This is a genomic window from Vibrio sp. MACH09 (assembly GCF_033238805.1).
Classification (GTDB): domain Bacteria; phylum Pseudomonadota; class Gammaproteobacteria; order Enterobacterales; family Vibrionaceae; genus Vibrio.
In genome coordinates this window covers 830,718-847,151 of sequence record NZ_BSFZ01000002.1, presented here as the reverse complement: position 1 = coordinate 847,151, position 16,434 = coordinate 830,718, and the positions used below count along the sequence as shown (strand labels likewise).

Below are 16,434 nucleotides of genomic sequence, written 5' to 3'. Positions count from 1 at the left end.
AAAAAATGCAACAAGTTCACCAATCATTATCCGAACAGATGAGAATGGGCGATCATGAGATCGAACGTCGTAAAATATTGTTAGAACTCGATCAAAGTGACTTTGACCGACTAGAATCTTGTCTGCATTGGGTAGAGCCCATTATCGACCCTATGGTGGCGCAGTTTTATACCCTACAAACTGAAATACCGGAAATTGCCCTGATAATCGGTGACAAAGATACCTTAGCGAATTTGCACAATAGTATGTGTAAATACGTTAAAGAATTGTTTATGGGAGACTACGGGCGAGACTACGTCAATAAACGACTAAGGATCGGAAAAATTCACCAACGGATAGGGGTAAGCCCTAAGCTATATCTATCTGCCGTTAGCCAGCTACAAAGAGTCATCGAAGATCATATTGAAGAGAATAGCGACGATGCAAAACAGGTGATCATCTCACTACGAAAACTGTTTTATTTCGATAATCAGTTAGTGTTTGATACCTATATCTCTGCTTTACAAGGCGTAGTAGAGTCAACAAATACGCAGCTAGAGCAATACGCATCCAACCTAGAAAAGAACATCGCCGAACGAACAGAGGCGTTGGTTCAGCTCTCCATGCGCGACCCATTGACGAAACTGTTCAATCAACGGGCCTTCTATCAAGACTTAGAAAAGGCGGTTGCCACAAGTCAACGCAGTCAAGCTCACGTCACCGTACTTTATATCGATCTCAACCACTTTAAAGCCGTCAATGACGAATTTGGTCACCTTGCAGGAGATGACGTACTGATTGCATTTGCAGAAACCTGCGACCAAGTATTGCGTAAATCAGAGTCTGCAGCCCGGTACGGTGGTGATGAATTTTGTATCATCATGCAAAATACCAAAATTGAACACGCCCGTAATCTTTGTGAGCGTCTGGGAGCAAAATTCAGCGAATTAGTAAAACATGATGTCACTCTAAGTATTGGCGGTGCATCGTGTTATCCCGGCATAGAGCGTTCCATTGACGAACTGATGCAAGCTGCTGATTCACAAATGTACCAAGCCAAAAAGCTAGCACATCAATCGAATACCCATCAATTTAGCTTTGAAGCAAGACTTGATGATGAGGATAATGTCACCAAGCTTGCATAATGTTTTCACTCACCTTTAGCTATTCGTAACCGCTAATTCTACAGCTGAGTTAGCGTGAATAGCGGTAGTATCATACAGCGGGACGCTTGTATGTTGCTGTTGAACAAGCAGTGCAATTTCCGTACAGCCGAGGATGACCGCTTCGGCACCTTGCTGTTTTAATCGGTCAATAATCTCGATATAGCGGACTCTCGATGCATCCTTGATCTCACCTCTGCACAGTTCCTGATAAATAATGGTATGAACTGTTTTCCGATCTGCTTGTTCGGGGACAACCACATCAATGCCAAATTTTTCCGTCAGCCGTCCTTTATAAAATGACTGTTCCATAGTAAAGCTAGTGCCTAACAACCCGACTTTTTTACCCCATCATCCAACAGTTTTTGTGCCGTTGCATCTGCGATATGCAGTATAGGGACCGAAATCTCCTGTTCAATCTTGGAGGCAACTTTGTGCATGGTGTTAGTGCATATGAGAATAAAGTCGGCCCCTCCTTTCTCTACTGATATCGCGGCATCGGTAAGTATCTTTGCTGTTTCATCCCAATTGCCTTGATGTTGCAACTTCTCAATTTCATCAAAGTTCACACTGTACATGCAGATTTTTGCCGAGTTCAAACCACCAAGTTGTTCCTTCACCCCTTCGTTGATCGCTTTGTAATAGCTCAGTGTCGATTCCCAAGACATTCCGCCAATTAACCCAATGGTTTTCATGATAACTACTCCTGTTTTTCCAATTACGTTATCAGTTCTCAACAAGAAATGTTTGTACGATCTTGCCAAATTTCATTAATTTTAAGCTTGATACGGTATGTCATATGTAAAAATTTCTGACTATATCTCGTTCTAATTACGCTTATTTTAGTATTATCTACCGGATAAAATAATAAAGATTAAACTACAACGTCATGAGTTTTGCTTTCAACAAGTAAGACCAATAAATATAAAACTAGGTGATTATGATTAAAGCAATACTGTTCGATATGGATGGGTTAGTGTTTGATACAGAATCAGTCAACAAAACCTGTTGGCAACAAGCCGCCCTCCAACAAGATTTACTGTTAGATGATGCCTACTATCAAACCTTTATCGGTGTTAGAGATACAGAGTGCGAGCAGAAACTGATAAATACCTTTCAGGAAAAGTTTGATTTAAACCGCTTTCGAAAAGACAAACAGAACTACTACAGCCAATACCAAGACAGCCAAGTGGAATTTAAGGATGGTTTTCATAAACTGTTCGACTGCCTTAAGCGCCACCAGCTCAAATGTGCATTAGTGACATCCTCACCTTTATCAGCAGTGGAGCATTACTTCTCAGAGAGTCCGTACTTAAAACAGTTTGATGCCGTTATTACCTCAGAAGACGTAAACCAAGGAAAGCCGAACCCTGAATGTTATAAGCTAGCTTGCAAGAAAATAGCGGTTCAGGCTAAACATTGTTTGGTGCTTGAAGATTCAAATAATGGCATGAAAGCGGGATTAGAGGCGGGTTGTTTAGCGGCTATTATTCCTGATTTGGCTCCTCCAAGTGAAGAGATCTCTAGACAGGCCAATTTTATTTTTGAATCTTTAAATGATGTTATTTCACTCATTGATGCAACGTGCATAGAAGCACCTATCACTTTACATCATGCGCATGCATAGCAATTCAGTTACGGAGTAAAGGTCTCACCAGACTCTACATTCAGGTAGACCTTATCTTCTCTATCCGTGCCGCCACAGTAGATGAAATAGACAGGCTCAAGGTTAAAAGTAACGGACCGCACCCAGCCTCCCACTAACTCAAAATCTTCAAATGTGCACTGACCCGATTTAATAAGCTTTTCAGCCCCTTGAATAAAACTCTCTTCATACTCTTTTAGGTCATCTGATCTTTTGATCAAAGCCATCATTGTTTTACGACGTTCTATTGGGGTGATCATGGGTTTGTCATGTGATAAATAATCTCTATTCACCCAATCTGCAACATCATTACCGCTTTTATGAACTTCATAATCGGAGAAACGCACCCAATCTCCTTTCACTTCTAGCGCGGTTAGCTGATCCCCTTTTCGTAACATGCCACGAACAGCGGAGCCTCTCCTTGGATAAGAGCGCACGTTTAAGCGGTCCGAGATAACATAGTAGTCGACATTTGGCTCTATGACAGGAGCAGGAACGGCAGCAGATTCCATCGGCTCAGCCTCCTCTTCCATCACTTCTTCCACCATCTCTTCCTCTTGATTCATCATAAAGAAATAGTAATACGCACCACCCCCAGCCGCAGCCAGCACGAGCAATATAACGATGATGATAACTATTTTTTTCATAGATAACCTTGCGTAGTAAAGGAAGCGTCTCTAGGACAAAAGTATAGCCAATTATTATATCGGCAGTATAGTCACTACCTTTAACACCCATACAACATCAAATATCAAGACAAAAAAAACCGCTCACGGTCAGGTGAACGGTTTGACTCACTTAGGGGGAATGAAGCGAGTTTTTAGTATTACAGTAAAATAGACACCGTTAGAACAAGGTCGGTAACTCTGCGGCTTCACACGCTTGATTCAAACGTTGCTGCGCTAGCTTTATATTCTTTTCCCAATGTTCATCTTGTGCCCACATTTCAATAACCAAAGGCACCACTATTTCATGACGTTTGAAGGTCTTAAAAATGGCATCAAAATCCACTTGCCCTTCCCCTATCACTAAGTCTCTAAACTGGCCTTTATAACCCTCTTTCACTTTATAAGTATCTTTAAGGTGAATTTGAGTAATTCTTGGCGCACTCAGCGCAAGTTCAGTACAGGTATCGTAATTCCAACCATTAATATTACCCACATCAGGATAAGCGGTAAAAAACGGCGAATTTACTTGACGGTTTAACACTTCAAACTTGCTTAACGAGTTAAGGTAATCAGTATCCATAATTTCAACCGACAACATGACACCCGCTTTTTCAGCAAGCTTAGCGCAATAGCGCATGCCTTCTATAAAGCGCTGATGAGTGGCTTCATTGGCAGGCTCATAATACACATCGTAACCGGCTAGTTGAATGTTTCGAATACCTAACTTATACGCAAGGGCGATCGCCTTCTCCATATGGATGGCTGCTTGCTCACGTATTGCAACATCAGCAGAGCCAAATGGAAATTTGCGATGAGCACTAAGGCACATAGACTGAAGCGGTAGTGCATGGGTTTCGCAGAGATGACGAAGTGCATAAATCTCTTCATCACTCCAATCTAGACGTTGACGTCTCTCATCAGACTCATCAACAGATATCTCCAAGAAGTCAAAACCAAGTTCCTTGGCTTTGACGATTTTTTCCTGCCATGACAGTTCATTCGGTAAGGCTTTTTCATATAACCCTACGCGGTGACGTTCCAGGTTTCTATACATGCCGTTTTCCTTACCAGTAACGGTTTATCTGAGCGCGAAGTGCTTCTGCTGTTTCTTTACCTTTATCACCCGCTAGTGCACGACCTGCAATAAAGGTTTTCGCTTTAATGCCTTCAAATAGGTAAATCTCTTCTGGCACAATACCGCCAGTAATAGACAGTTCAATACCCAAATCAGACAAGGCACGCATTTTAACTAGATCCGCTTCTGTCCAACCAATACCAGCTAGTTCAGCATCGCGTGAACGGTGGTAAATCGCCTGCTTAATTCCTAGGTCAACCCACGCTTGAGCATCTTCCATTGTCCAATTGCCATAAATCTCAATTTGAATCTCACCATCAAATTCGTCAGCCACTTTTTTACACACTTCAATCGTTGCAATATGAGCCGCTGCAGAAACAGTGATCCAATCGGCTCCAGCTTCGAATGCCATTTTCGCTAAAATTGCACCGCCGTCAGTAGTCTTCATATCACATACTAAAATGTGCTCTGGGTGATTTTTACGCAGAGTTTGAACTGACTTCATCCCTTCTGCGAATGCCAAGATAGTGCCTACCTCGATAACATCTACAAAGCTTTCTACGTTATTTGCTACTTCTATTGCACTGTCCAAGTTTGTTTGGTCAAGCGCGATTTGAATCATTGGTTTAGTCATTTTTAATTCCTCTGAATTTGTCACGAATAAGGTGGGCTAATCCACCTTGGTTGTTATCTGATTGACACACCATGTCAGCAGCCGCTTTTACTGTTTGATCCGCATTGTTCATTGCGACACCAAGCCCTGCCAGTTGAATCATGGAAATATCATTGTGATTGTCCCCAACCGCCACTACCTGTTCTGCTTGGTAGCCATGTTGTTGAAGATATTGTTGTAAGCGACTTCCTTTGCTATTGCCTTTGCTAGCAAAATCGACGCGGTTAGACCACGAGCGCTCTCCTGAAAAATTGTCTTGTACAAAAGGTAATTTCTGTAACTTCTCAATTGAAGAAGGCTCTCCTTCAATAACAAATTTCCAGACATACTCGGCACTTTCTATATGGTCAGAGAATGAACGGATTTGTCGAATATCCGGTCTATTTGATGGTTCAAATGTCTGTGACCATTTTTCTAGCGCCGTCATGTACTCAATAGGCTGCTCAGTTGAATAGAGCATGCTATCGGTCACATACAGCACAAGTTTCATTTGATAATGCAGCGCAAGATCCAAGAACGCTTTTGCCGTCTCTTTGCTTAATGCGTTTTCTGACAATACCTTTTGCTCTGCATAGTCATATACATAAGTGCCGTTACAGCAGATAATCGGCGTATCAAGCCCAAGCAAATCATAATAAGGCTTAGCCGCAGTATGATGTCGACCCGTCACCACAACGACATGATAATCATTGCTGACCTGCTTTATCGCATCCACCACATCAGAGTGAATACCATGCTGGTCATTAAGTACGGTTCCATCTAGATCGAGAGCCAGAACTTGATACATATTGCTTTCCTATTTCTGTCCGTAATAAGCATTAGCACCGTGTTTACGGTTATAGTGCTTATCTGACAGCTCTGGTTGAATAGTGACACCGCTGTTTAGGGCACGAGTTGCCAACGCCATGGCAGAAACTTCTTCGAGCACGACAGCATTGTGAACGGCATCTTTACCGCTTTTTCCCCAAGAGAAAGGGGCATGCCCTGACACGATAACACTCGGCACAGCTTGCGCATCCAGCTTACGACGCGCAAATTCTTGTACTATCACTAAGCCGGTATTTTTCTCGTACTCGCCTTCTATCTCTTCAGGTGTCAAATTGCGCGTGCAAGGAATGTCCCCGTAGAAATAATCAGCGTGGGTTGTCCCTAAAGCAGGCACATCCAATCCCGCTTGTGCCCAAATTGTCGCACTGCGCGAGTGAGTATGAACAACGCCCCCAACATTTGGGAACGCCTTGTATAATTCGATGTGAGTATCGGTATCACTTGAAGGGTTCATGCTTCCCTCAACACGATTGCCATCTAAATCAACAACAACAATGTCGTCTACCTTCATGTCGTCATATTCAACACCTGAAGGCTTTATCGCAATTACGCCAAGTTCACGGTCAATTTCTGACACGTTACCCCAAGTAAATGTTACCAATCCGTACTTAGGAAGCTGTAGATTTGCATCCAGTACGCGTTGTTTAAGTGCTTGATACATAACCTTTATTAAACCTTTTTACTTTATTTAGGTTGCAGCGATTCACCGGATGGCCGAGGTGGGCTCCAGATATGCTATAACCTACTTATTCACTATTTCTACAGCTAGGCTGTAGAACGAAATAAGAGAGCGTGATAACCACGCTCTCTTATAAAACTTACTCTGCTAACGCAGCATCAATAACATCGTAGACATCTTGCGCGGTGTTACATGCTAATAATTTATCAATATCAACACCCGTTTCGCTATCTTCGTCATCTAGGACTTGAGTTACTTCCATCAAGCCTTCCATATGTTCGTCAGAAGAACTACCGGCAAGAGTAACCATGACTCTCACTTGCTCACCTTCGATATCAATTGGTGTTGCCAACGTCACTAGTGCAAAAGCAGTGCGGTTCACACCATCTTCTGGACGAGCGTGTGGCATAGCGAAATCTGGGGCAATACAAATGTATGGACCGAGTTTTTCAATGCTAGCAACAATCGCTTTGTAGTAGCTTGGTTCAACGGCACCCGATTTCTCCAACATATCTGTACCAACTTTGATCGCTTCACGCCAGTCGCTCGCTTCTACGTTCAGTTGGATAGATTGATTATCGATAAGTGATTGTTTGAAACCCATGGTTTTATCTCCTGTAAACGGTTACCAGCAAACTGACTGGTAACCGAACTTTTCTTTTTAGTAATGTTATTTCTGTGTAGCGAAGTTTTGGTCAATGATGGCAAGCAGTTCATCACCGAATGAATTAGGGTTAAGCATATTCTGTACACCTAGAACGAATTTGCCTTCACCTACTTCCATCTCGCTTGATAAGTGCTTAGATGACACAATGATATCTGTTGATGCTAACTTCGACTTATAGTCAGATACCGCACAAGAGTCCATGACATGTGGAATGCCTTTCTTCTCTAGGTATTTGCCTATTTTCATCTTCATCATCATTGAAGAACCTTGACCGTTACCGCATACCGCTAAGATACTTACCGGACGTACACCGTCTGATACTTGAATCGCTTGTTGAACAGCTTCAACAACTTCTGGCTCTTCTGCATTTAGGTTCATTTCACCTTCTGCATCTTCTTCAGCACGTAGCTGCTTAGAAGCGAAGAACATGTACACGCCTGCTAGTGCAACAAGTGCCCAGAAGAACGCTTTAGAAGCAGATAGACCAGCAAAGATTGGTGGGAATACTAGAGCCCAGTCAGCCATACCCATCCAGCCACTAAACTCAACGCCTTGACCCATGAAGATATCAATTGCCCAAGCAGAACCAACAACTTCGATGATACCCATTACGAAACAGATCTTCATAACTGCTTTCCAGCCACCAAAGTGGTTAGCGAAAACACCGATTGTTGCGTTAGAGAAGAACATTGGAATAAAGCCAGGGATGATCATGATTGGTGCATCAAGAGCCAGCATTGCAAGTACTGCTGTGAACTGGCCAATTGCGCCCCACATGAAACCAAATACCATTGCGTTTGGAGAGAATGCGTAGATTGCCGCACAGTCAATCGCTAGAACCGCGTTTGGAATAACACGCTCTGAGATACCTTTAAAGGCTTCAGATAGTTCAGCAACGAACATACGTACACCGGCAACGATAACTTGAATCGCTACAGCGAACTTAAGACCCGTTTCTAGAATGTAGATAAACCAGTTCGTTTTACCCGCCATCTCTTGAAGGTTATCAAGACCAAATGAAAGCAAGATGATGCCAAAGAACACTGTCATTACGATAGCTGTTGCAGCAATGCTATCGTGGAAGATATGAAGCCACTTAGGCAGTTCAATATGGTCTACACTATCGTTTTTATCACCCAATTTTGGTGCGATTTTAGTTGCAATCCAAGAAGCAACCTGCTGTTGGTGACCGATAGAGAAACCCGCTCCGCCTGTAACAGCTTCAGTAGGTTTAAACATAATATTGGCAGAAATACCCCAATATAGCGCCATCAACACTGCAGAGTAGATGATGGTTTCCCACATTGAAGCACCAAGAATAAAGTAAAATACCGCAACTAGACCCGCTTGTTGGAACATGATGTGTCCCGTAAGCATGATAGTACGAATACCCGTGAAACGGCGGAATAGAACCAATAGAATGTTGATACCTAGAGCCAATAGAACCGCGTAACCAACCCATGAATAGTTGTCACCCATGTTCTCCATGGTTGCCATCATTGTTGTATACGGGTCAATAACTGAACCTGTTAGGCCGTGGAATTCTGAAAGTTTTTCAATAACAGGTTTGAATCCTTTAACCAAGGTACCGGCACCAACCTGTACAAGCATAAAACCAACGATGGTTTTAATTGTGCCTTTAATAATTGTTGTTGCGTCGCGTTTTAATAGCCAGTAACCAATACATGTTACTAAACCTAATAGCAACGGCGCCTTTGTCATTACCTGACTGTAAAAAATATAGAATACGTCGTATAAGAACTCCATATTTTTACCCCTTCTAATATTTGTTTTGTAGGACAAAGCTAAATTACGCATTATCTGATAAATTAGCTCAAGATTGTTTTGCTCACGTCACTAAACATAACAATCACAAATAATCATTCAATGCTCATCTATGATTATTTTGATTTAAATCAATAGTGCTCATGATCACTAGGTAGAAGTGCCAAATTGATCAATAAAATGAACCAAAAACAATCACAACTATATAAATCAATAACTTACATGGAATAAGTGACCTATTTCAAACTTTGACACCTATTTCCTTTGACATGATTAGTGGTGATAACTAGAATCATAACAAGTCAATAGTAATCACGGCGTAATCATTTGATACTTGGCTAATGATAAAATAATTGGTAACCGATATGAACGAAGTACAACGACACAGCAATATTCTTGCGTTACTTGACGAAGAACATTCCATCAAGGTCAGCACTATTATTGAGACTTTTAATGTTTCGCCGGCAACGGCAAGACGTGACATCTCTAAGCTTGATGAACTGGGTAAGTTAAGGAAAGTAAGAAACGGCGCAGAAAGATTAGAGAGTATAAAGAAAATATGGTCTCCCCTTAATGTCGACAATACTGAGCATTATCGCGAAAAAGCAAATATCGCAGCCGCTGCTGCTAATTTGTGCGATCGAGGTGACAGCATCGTAATCAACTGTGGTTCTACAGCATTTATGTTGGGGCAAGAGTTGTGTGGCGAAGACATCAAGATCATTACTAACTATTTTCCATTAGCAAGCTATCTCATTGAACGTGATCATGAGTGTGTAATCATCACTGGTGGTCAATATAACAAATCTAAAAATATCTTCTTAAGTCCCACACCTGAGCTTTCAGGAACGTATGCTGGACACTGGATGTTTACCAGTGGTAAAGGCCTAACCGAACAAGGTCTCTATAAAACAGATATGCTCACAGCGGTCGCTGAACAACAGATGTTGGAACAAGTTGGTAAATTGGTTGTAGTCGTAGACAGCTCAAAAGTTGGACAACGTTCGGGAATGCTTTTCTGTCCCTCAACCAAAATAGATTTTGTCGTCACAGGTAAAGATGCCGATCCAGACGTAGTTTCAGCACTACGCGCGAAGGGCATCGAAGTCATTCTAGTTTAATGAATCAATAGGTAATTAAAGATGAGCAAAGTAAGCGAAATCACACGTGAATCATGGATTTTAAATACGTTCCCTGAGTGGGGCACCTGGTTAAACGAAGAGATCGAAAAAACCGTTGTACAACCAAACACATTCTCTATGTGGTGGCTGGGTTGTACCGGTGTTTGGCTTAAAACTGAAGGCAACACTAACATTTCTATGGATTTTTGGTGTGGTACTGGTAAAAAAACACAGAAAAACGCACTAATGAAAAACCAGCACCAAATGATGCGTATGGGCGGTGTTAGAGAGCTTCAACCAAACCTTCGTACCGCTATTTTCCCAATGGACCCATTTGCAATCAAAGAGATTGATGCAGTTCTTGCGTCGCATGATCACGCTGATCACATTGATGTAAACGTAGCAGCAGCAGTACTTCAAAACTGTGGTGACCATGTTAAGTTCATCGGTCCTAAAGCATGTGTTGATCTTTGGATGGGCTGGGGTGTTCCTGAAGACCGTTGTATTGTTGCTAAAGTAGGTGACGAAATCCAAGTAGGTGACGCGCTCATTAAAGTTCTAGACTCGTTCGACCGTACCGCGCTGGTTACTCTACCTGAAGGCACTTCTTCTTACGATAAAGCCATCCTAGATGGCATGGATGACCGTGCAGTTAACTACCTAATTGAGACGACAGGTGGTTCAATGTATCACTCAGGTGACTCTCACTACTCTAACTACTATGCTAAGCATGGTAACGATCATAAAATCGATGTAGCACTTCTATCATTTGGTGAGAACCCACGCGGTGTAACTGACAAGATGGGTGCTTCAGATATTCTACGTGCTGGTGAAGCATTAGATTGTGAAGTGGTTATGCCTTTCCACCATGATATCTGGGCTAACTTCCAAAATGATCCTCGTGAAATCGAAGTACTTTGGAACATGAAGAAGGATAGACTGCAGTACAAATTTGCTCCTTTCTTCTGGCAAGTAGGGGGTAAATATACTTACCCAACAGATAAAGGCCGCATGTACTATCAACACTTCCGTGGTTTCCAAGATATTTACACTGACGAACCAGAGCTGCCATACAAAGCGTTCCTATAATCGGTTTGTATTGACAAAATCCATGATAAAACCTTGCTCCGGCAAGGTTTTTTTTGCTCATCAACAACCAAGCGATAAGACCACCAGAATTACCTCATATCAAACCCCAACAAACTGTTACAAAAACAACCACCCAAGATCAACCGTCCCTAGTAGTATGGAAGTAAAAAAGGACTCACCATATGAGCACAATGCTAACTTTTTTATTATCAGGGATGATTTTACTGGTCATTTTTCTCTACTCAATCACCCCCGTATCAATAGTGTTTCAATGTCTGGTTAGCGCACAGCGAAGCTGTGCTAATCTCAAGCTGAAACGAATAAAAGTCGATGGGTTAGAGATAGAGTATCTTCGTGGGGGAAGCGGTCCTGCACTAGTATTACTGCACGGTTTTGCAGCCAATAAAGACTACTGGAATCGCGTGTCAGGCCACCTCGTTAATGACTTTGATGTCATCGCAATTGATTTACCCGGCTTTGGCAATAGCACAAAAGATATAGAACTAGACTACGATATTCACTCACAAGTCGATAGGTTAAAAAGAATCACCGACGCCCTAAATTTAACAGAGTTTAATCTTGCTGGCAGCTCCATGGGCGGATACATCGCTGGCAACTATGCCGCTCAGTACCCTGATACAGTCACTCACTTATGGCTTATCAGTCCACTTGGCATTAGAAACTCAATAGCCAGTGACATGTTTGCCGCAATTAAGAAAAGTTTAAAGCCCATTCTTTTACCGCAGACAAAGGACGATTTTTTGCAACTGTTTAACTTTCTGTTCATTAAACCTCCTTTTATCCCTTCTCCCATCATTAACCATCTCGCCATTGATGCGAAGAAAAACGCTGAGTTAAATAACAAGATCTTCAAGCAAATAATTCGAGTAAAAAATGGAGAACCAGATCCCGACCAACCACTTGATAAGGTTTTAATTAACTACAGTGGTCCGGTATTAATATCGTGGGGTGACACCGACAGAGTATTGCATGTTTCTGGCGCTTCAGTTTTAAAGCAAGCCATTCCACATGCGAAACTAGAAATCAGCCAAAACGTGGGTCATTTGCCAATGGTAGAGATCCCATTGGCTACCGCTAATTCCTTTCTATCGTTTGCTAAGCAACCCTTAACTGCCCATGACGAACGGTGACGTTACCCACATCCCCCATAGCATGATACCTAAAACAGTTCCCCTTTTATCCGCGCAACGACCGTTTGTTGTGCGAATGACTTTTAACGCTTTTGTACCATTCGTAAATTGGTGTAAAGAAAGATAAATATAGGTAAAGTGACTCCTCATTGGTCAGCAGATCGTTATTATTCCATTCATAAACCTTATGAATACTATGGATAAACCAACGTCCGGTGACAACTATGCCCACTCTTTCTATACGCAATATCACTATTATTACTAGCCTGTTTTGGCTTCCCTCACTCGCTTATGCTCTGCTCACTTCTGACGGAGCAATGACAGATTTCTTCTTCTGGCGTCATCAGTTAATCATGCTGTCCGGAATGCTGGCTTTAGTGTATATGAGCTTAGCAGTTGTTCTCGCGGCTCGTTTTCAATGGCTAGAAAATATCGTTAATGGCTTGGACAAAAGCTATGCGCTGCACAAAAACCTTGGTATAGGTTCAATTATCACGCTTGTAGCCCATTGGGCGATGGTAAAAAGTGCCCACTGGCTCATTGATTCTGGTGCCATCGCAATGCCACAGAGAGGGCCTCGACCTGAGCAGATAGGTATCGACTGGCGGGGAATTGCAGAAGGTGTTGGTGATGTTTCCTTCAAGCTATTTCTACTGTTTAGTATTATTAGTCTTGTGCAAAGCATCAGCTACAAAAAATTCCGCTTTGTTCATAAAATTGGTGGCGTATTGATGCTAGCTGGCGTTTTTCACTCCATGTTGTTGATGGATTGGAACTTCGCCACACTGCCGATGAACACCATCATTACCCTATTTTGTCTAGCGGGCACATACTGCTCAGTATTGTCATTGACAGGGAAAATTGGCCGTAGCAACCAAGCTAGTGGTGAAGTCACACAAGTTGATTCATTAACGACAGATGGAAAAAGAGCCGATACCATTCGCTTCTCTATTACTTTGTCTAAACCCATTCGTTACAAAGAAGGTCAGTTTGCGTACTTAAACTTCCATGATGGCGAATCCCCTCACCCATTCTCAATTTTAAACTATAACGCGGCAGAGAATATGGTGGAGTTTGGTGTAAAAGATTTAGGTGATTACACCCATAAATTAGTTCAAACATTGCAGGCTGGACAGCGGGTAACGGTAGAAGGTGGTTATGGTTACTTCCAAATTCCCGAAGATCAGCAACAGGTCTGGGTTGGTGCAGGTATTGGCATCGTGCCGTTTATCTCTCGGCTTTACTGGTTAGCGCATAAAGCAAAACAACAGCCTAATGACGCAAAACACCAACCCGTTAACATAGAAAAAATTCACCTATTTTACTGTGTTAACTCTCGTAAAGAGGCCTATTTTGAAAAAGAGATTACAAACGTGATTGGTAACTTACTTAACAAGCTTGATATTGTTGAGTTAGAGATAGTTGACGCCGAGAAGGGGCAACTGCTTGACGCACAGCAAGTGCTGCAAAAAACTCAAGGACAAGCATACAATGTGAGCTTCTGCGGCCCTCGCCCATTTGCAACATCGCTTAAGTCTGATCTTGTGGCATCAGGGTTAAATGAAAACAACTTCCACTCTGAACTGTTTAAAATGCGTTAGTTGCTAAGCAGAAACGAAACTGTCAAAAGGCACCGTTAACTATATATGTAACGGTGCCTTTATTATTTGGCTATTACTCTCGTTTTGTCTGTCAGCTATTATTTTTTGGCCGATTTACAACCTGCACTATTAGCACAACCGACACACTTTACCCCTTTGCGCTTCTCCGAAACAATTTTAGAGATCGCAAGCACCAGAATAAGTAAAATAACAAGAGACACAATTAAATTCGCCATCACGCGCACTCCTTATGAAGAAACTAAGCCCAACAACTCTTCTTCTTTTCTTGCACCTTTCCTAACTAAATGCATTAGAATTCCAAACAGTATTAAAGTCACACCTAGGCCATAAACAAAGCCTTGACCTACAGCCCCTGTCGTCAGGTATGTCCCTACTTGATAGGTCATGAAAGCCGCGACGTAACCTACTCCAAACTGGAATGCGACTCCACCAAGTAACCATTTCTTATTCTCCAGTTCCGCATTCATAGCGCCTATTGCTGCAAAGCATGGAGGAGTGAAAAGATTAAAGACGAGATAGGCAAAGGCAGCAACTGAAGATAGCCCCATAATACTCGCGACATCGGTACTGCCAGAGACCAGTGCTAACTCTTCAGTATCAATGAAGTTGGTAATGCCATAAACAACCGCTAACGTACCAACCACATTTTCTTTGGCAATGAAGCCAGTGATAGCCGCTGCCGCCAATTGCCATGCACCAAAACCTAGTGGTATTAATGCAAATGCGAATGGAGAGGCAAGTCCTGCCAAAATACTTGTGTGTTCAGCTCCTTCTGCAACCACTTCAAACTGCCAATTAAAAGTCTGCATGATTTGGACTACCGCGTTACACAACAAGATGATCGTACCCGCTTTGATGATAAAGGCTTTTGCTCTTGATAAAGTGGTAAAGACTGCACGACGAACACTAGGGAAACGATATTCAGGTAGCTCTAGAATAAAGAATGCTCTGGTACTTTTTTCTCCGGTGATTCTTACAATTAACAGTGCACCAAGAATAATTAGACCGATACCGGCGAAATACATGGTGGTTCCAACCCATGCTGCATCTTGAAAAAAGACACCTGCAAACAGGGCAATAACCGGCAATTTAGCACCACAAGGCATAAACGGCGTTAACATCGCGGTGGTTCTACGCTGTCTTTCATTTTGAATCGTTCTTGTGGCCATGATGCCTGGAATTGCACAACCTGTACCAATAACCATTGGAATAATGGACTTTCCAGACAAACCAACTTTCTTAAAGAAGCGATCCATAATGACGGCTACTCGAGCCATATAACCACTATCTTCAAGCAGTGCAAGCAAGAAGAAAAGCACCATAATTAATGGAAGGAATCCGATTACAGCACCGACACCACCAATAATACCGTCTAACAATAAGGCACTAAGTAGGGGAGAAACGTCATCACCTAGCACGCCTTCAACTGCTGCATAAATCTCATCTATCCAGCCAACAAGTGTATCCGCTAAAATTGGGCCGATATGCGTTTGAGATAAAGAAAATACACACCACATGACGAGAGCAAATATTGGTAATCCTAGCCATTTGTCAGCCAATACTTTGTCGACTTTGTCTTGAGTTGTTTGTGATGCACTTACTACCTGTCGCTTTTCAATTTTTTGAACCAAACTTTTTACAAAATCAAAGCGTTGCTTATCGAGCTCTTGTAATGATGCCGCATCTTTCAGTTTGGTATTGTCAGCATCAAACGGGGCACTTTGTGTTTGTCCTTTTAGCCCAATAGCTTGTTCGATCAGTGTCTCTAGTCCGTTGTCACTGCTTTTAATCGAAACGGTCTCGACGACAGGACACCCTAACTGTTCACTTAATTGACAAGTGTCTAGTTCCGTTTTTCTTTTCTCAGTTAAATCACTTTTATTTAAAGCGACAATAACGGGAATACCGAGCTCTAGTAATTGAGTGGTAAAGAACAGGCTACGGTTTAAATTGCTGGCATCAACGATGTTTAAAATAACATCAGGATTTTCATTTCTAATGAAATCTCGTGTAATTGTCTCTTCAGAAGTAAACGGTGACATTGAATAAGCACCGGGGAGATCAACCGCAATAATGTCACTATCTGTATGACTAATTGTTTGTTTAATTAGCCCCTCTTTCTTACTAATAGTTACGCCAGCCCAGTTGCCAACACGTTCTATTTTTCCCGTGATAGCATTAAAGAGCGATGTTTTCCCACTATTGGGATTACCTGCCAATGCAATTCTCAAAGCCTTATCCTCACAAAAATTTTAATTCAGCTAGCTATCGCTAACTCATCTATTTCTC

15 protein-coding genes and 1 pseudogene are annotated in these 16,434 nt (G+C 42.1%); 6 read left to right on the top strand and 10 right to left on the bottom strand.

Translation table 11 applies throughout. The features are described from left to right. The first annotated feature begins 5 nt into the window (after positions 1 to 5). Positions 6 to 1,124, top strand: a complete 1,119-nt coding sequence (locus tag CHJ_RS19075; protein ID WP_317918646.1) for a GGDEF domain-containing protein — start codon at positions 6 to 8, stop codon at positions 1,122 to 1,124. A 15-nt stretch (positions 1,125 to 1,139) separates the two neighbouring features. On the opposite strand, the pseudogene CHJ_RS19070 reads toward CHJ_RS19075, so the two are convergent. Then, a pseudogene (locus tag CHJ_RS19070) lies at positions 1,140 to 1,837 on the bottom strand (aspartate/glutamate racemase family protein). A 245-nt stretch (positions 1,838 to 2,082) separates the two neighbouring features. Between CHJ_RS19070 and CHJ_RS19065 the strand changes: the two are divergent. Next, positions 2,083 to 2,769 (top strand): HAD family hydrolase, encoded by a 687-nt coding sequence (locus tag CHJ_RS19065; RefSeq protein ID WP_317918645.1) that lies wholly within the window; start codon positions 2,083 to 2,085, stop codon positions 2,767 to 2,769. Between the two features lie 8 nt (positions 2,770 to 2,777). Here the strand turns inward: CHJ_RS19065 and CHJ_RS19060 are convergent, their stop codons facing one another. The 7 genes from CHJ_RS19060 to CHJ_RS19030 form a co-directional block, all read right to left on the bottom strand. Further along, on the bottom strand, positions 2,778 to 3,434 hold the full coding sequence (locus tag CHJ_RS19060; RefSeq protein ID WP_171751098.1) for an SH3 domain-containing protein: 657 nt from the start codon (positions 3,432 to 3,434) through the stop codon (positions 2,778 to 2,780). 199 nt (positions 3,435 to 3,633) lie between these two features. Beyond that, complete coding sequence (locus CHJ_RS19055; protein WP_171751099.1) at positions 3,634 to 4,509, bottom strand: L-ribulose-5-phosphate 3-epimerase; 876 nt, start codon at positions 4,507 to 4,509, stop codon at positions 3,634 to 3,636. A 10-nt stretch (positions 4,510 to 4,519) separates the two neighbouring features. Further along, on the bottom strand, positions 4,520 to 5,164 hold the full coding sequence (locus CHJ_RS19050; protein ID WP_317918644.1) for a 3-keto-L-gulonate-6-phosphate decarboxylase UlaD: 645 nt from the start codon (positions 5,162 to 5,164) through the stop codon (positions 4,520 to 4,522). Beyond that, positions 5,157 to 5,990, bottom strand: a complete 834-nt coding sequence (locus CHJ_RS19045) for a Cof-type HAD-IIB family hydrolase (RefSeq protein ID WP_317918643.1) — start codon at positions 5,988 to 5,990, stop codon at positions 5,157 to 5,159. The genes CHJ_RS19050 and CHJ_RS19045 overlap by 8 nt, the downstream gene beginning before the upstream one ends. Before the next feature lie 9 nt (positions 5,991 to 5,999). Beyond that, positions 6,000 to 6,692: an L-ribulose-5-phosphate 4-epimerase gene (locus CHJ_RS19040; RefSeq protein ID WP_171751102.1), complete on the bottom strand. Its 693-nt coding sequence runs from the start codon at positions 6,690 to 6,692 to the stop codon at positions 6,000 to 6,002. A 157-nt stretch (positions 6,693 to 6,849) separates the two neighbouring features. Continuing rightward, on the bottom strand, positions 6,850 to 7,314 hold the full coding sequence (locus CHJ_RS19035) for a PTS sugar transporter subunit IIA (protein ID WP_171751103.1): 465 nt from the start codon (positions 7,312 to 7,314) through the stop codon (positions 6,850 to 6,852). Between the two features lie 66 nt (positions 7,315 to 7,380). Next, the gene (locus tag CHJ_RS19030; RefSeq protein ID WP_317918642.1) at positions 7,381 to 9,144 is read right to left on the bottom strand and encodes a PTS ascorbate-specific subunit IIBC; all 1,764 of its coding nucleotides are present in this window, start codon (positions 9,142 to 9,144) and stop codon (positions 7,381 to 7,383) included. A gap of 383 nt (positions 9,145 to 9,527) precedes the next feature. On the opposite strand from CHJ_RS19030, the gene ulaR reads away from it, so the two are divergent. The 4 genes from ulaR (at position 9,528) to CHJ_RS19010 (ending at position 14,124) form a co-directional block, all read left to right on the top strand. Next, the gene (gene ulaR / locus CHJ_RS19025; RefSeq protein ID WP_171751105.1) at positions 9,528 to 10,283 is read left to right on the top strand and encodes an HTH-type transcriptional regulator UlaR; all 756 of its coding nucleotides are present in this window, start codon (positions 9,528 to 9,530) and stop codon (positions 10,281 to 10,283) included. A gap of 21 nt (positions 10,284 to 10,304) precedes the next feature. Next, a complete protein-coding gene (gene ulaG, locus CHJ_RS19020; RefSeq protein WP_171751106.1) occupies positions 10,305 to 11,372 on the top strand; it encodes an L-ascorbate 6-phosphate lactonase in 1,068 nt (355 codons plus the stop codon). Between the two features lie 182 nt (positions 11,373 to 11,554). Continuing rightward, positions 11,555 to 12,523, top strand: a complete 969-nt coding sequence (locus tag CHJ_RS19015) for an alpha/beta fold hydrolase (protein ID WP_317918641.1) — start codon at positions 11,555 to 11,557, stop codon at positions 12,521 to 12,523. A 224-nt stretch (positions 12,524 to 12,747) separates the two neighbouring features. Then, positions 12,748 to 14,124 carry a ferric reductase-like transmembrane domain-containing protein gene (locus tag CHJ_RS19010; protein ID WP_317918640.1) on the top strand — a complete coding sequence of 459 codons (1,377 nt, stop codon included), beginning with the start codon at positions 12,748 to 12,750 and terminating at the stop codon, positions 14,122 to 14,124. Positions 14,125 to 14,222: 98 nt separating this feature from the next. Here the strand turns inward: CHJ_RS19010 and CHJ_RS19005 are convergent, their stop codons facing one another. Both CHJ_RS19005 and feoB read right to left on the bottom strand, forming a co-directional pair. Next, a complete protein-coding gene (locus CHJ_RS19005) occupies positions 14,223 to 14,360 on the bottom strand; it encodes a FeoB-associated Cys-rich membrane protein (protein ID WP_317918639.1) in 138 nt (45 codons plus the stop codon). Positions 14,361 to 14,372: 12 nt separating this feature from the next. Beyond that, on the bottom strand, positions 14,373 to 16,376 hold the full coding sequence (gene feoB / locus CHJ_RS19000; protein WP_317918638.1) for a ferrous iron transporter B: 2,004 nt from the start codon (positions 16,374 to 16,376) through the stop codon (positions 14,373 to 14,375). Between the last annotated feature and the right edge of the window lie 58 nt (positions 16,377 to 16,434).

Coding starts and splice junctions, on each gene's coding strand:
- CHJ_RS19060 (WP_171751098.1), bottom strand. CDS start 3,434: ATGAAAAAAATAGTTATCATCATCGTTATATTGCTCGTGCTGGCTGCG.
- ulaR (WP_171751105.1), top strand. CDS start 9,528: ATGAACGAAGTACAACGACACAGCAATATTCTTGCGTTACTTGACGAA.
- CHJ_RS19005 (WP_317918639.1), bottom strand. CDS start 14,360: ATGGCGAATTTAATTGTGTCTCTTGTTATTTTACTTATTCTGGTGCTT.
- CHJ_RS19055 (WP_171751099.1), bottom strand. CDS start 4,509: ATGTATAGAAACCTGGAACGTCACCGCGTAGGGTTATATGAAAAAGCC.
- CHJ_RS19065 (WP_317918645.1), top strand. CDS start 2,083: ATGATTAAAGCAATACTGTTCGATATGGATGGGTTAGTGTTTGATACA.
- CHJ_RS19015 (WP_317918641.1), top strand. CDS start 11,555: ATGAGCACAATGCTAACTTTTTTATTATCAGGGATGATTTTACTGGTC.
- CHJ_RS19030 (WP_317918642.1), bottom strand. CDS start 9,144: ATGGAGTTCTTATACGACGTATTCTATATTTTTTACAGTCAGGTAATG.
- CHJ_RS19040 (WP_171751102.1), bottom strand. CDS start 6,692: ATGTATCAAGCACTTAAACAACGCGTACTGGATGCAAATCTACAGCTT.
- CHJ_RS19035 (WP_171751103.1), bottom strand. CDS start 7,314: ATGGGTTTCAAACAATCACTTATCGATAATCAATCTATCCAACTGAAC.
- CHJ_RS19075 (WP_317918646.1), top strand. CDS start 6: ATGCAACAAGTTCACCAATCATTATCCGAACAGATGAGAATGGGCGAT.
- CHJ_RS19050 (WP_317918644.1), bottom strand. CDS start 5,164: ATGACTAAACCAATGATTCAAATCGCGCTTGACCAAACAAACTTGGAC.
- ulaG (WP_171751106.1), top strand. CDS start 10,305: ATGAGCAAAGTAAGCGAAATCACACGTGAATCATGGATTTTAAATACG.
- CHJ_RS19010 (WP_317918640.1), top strand. CDS start 12,748: ATGCCCACTCTTTCTATACGCAATATCACTATTATTACTAGCCTGTTT.
- CHJ_RS19045 (WP_317918643.1), bottom strand. CDS start 5,990: ATGTATCAAGTTCTGGCTCTCGATCTAGATGGAACCGTACTTAATGAC.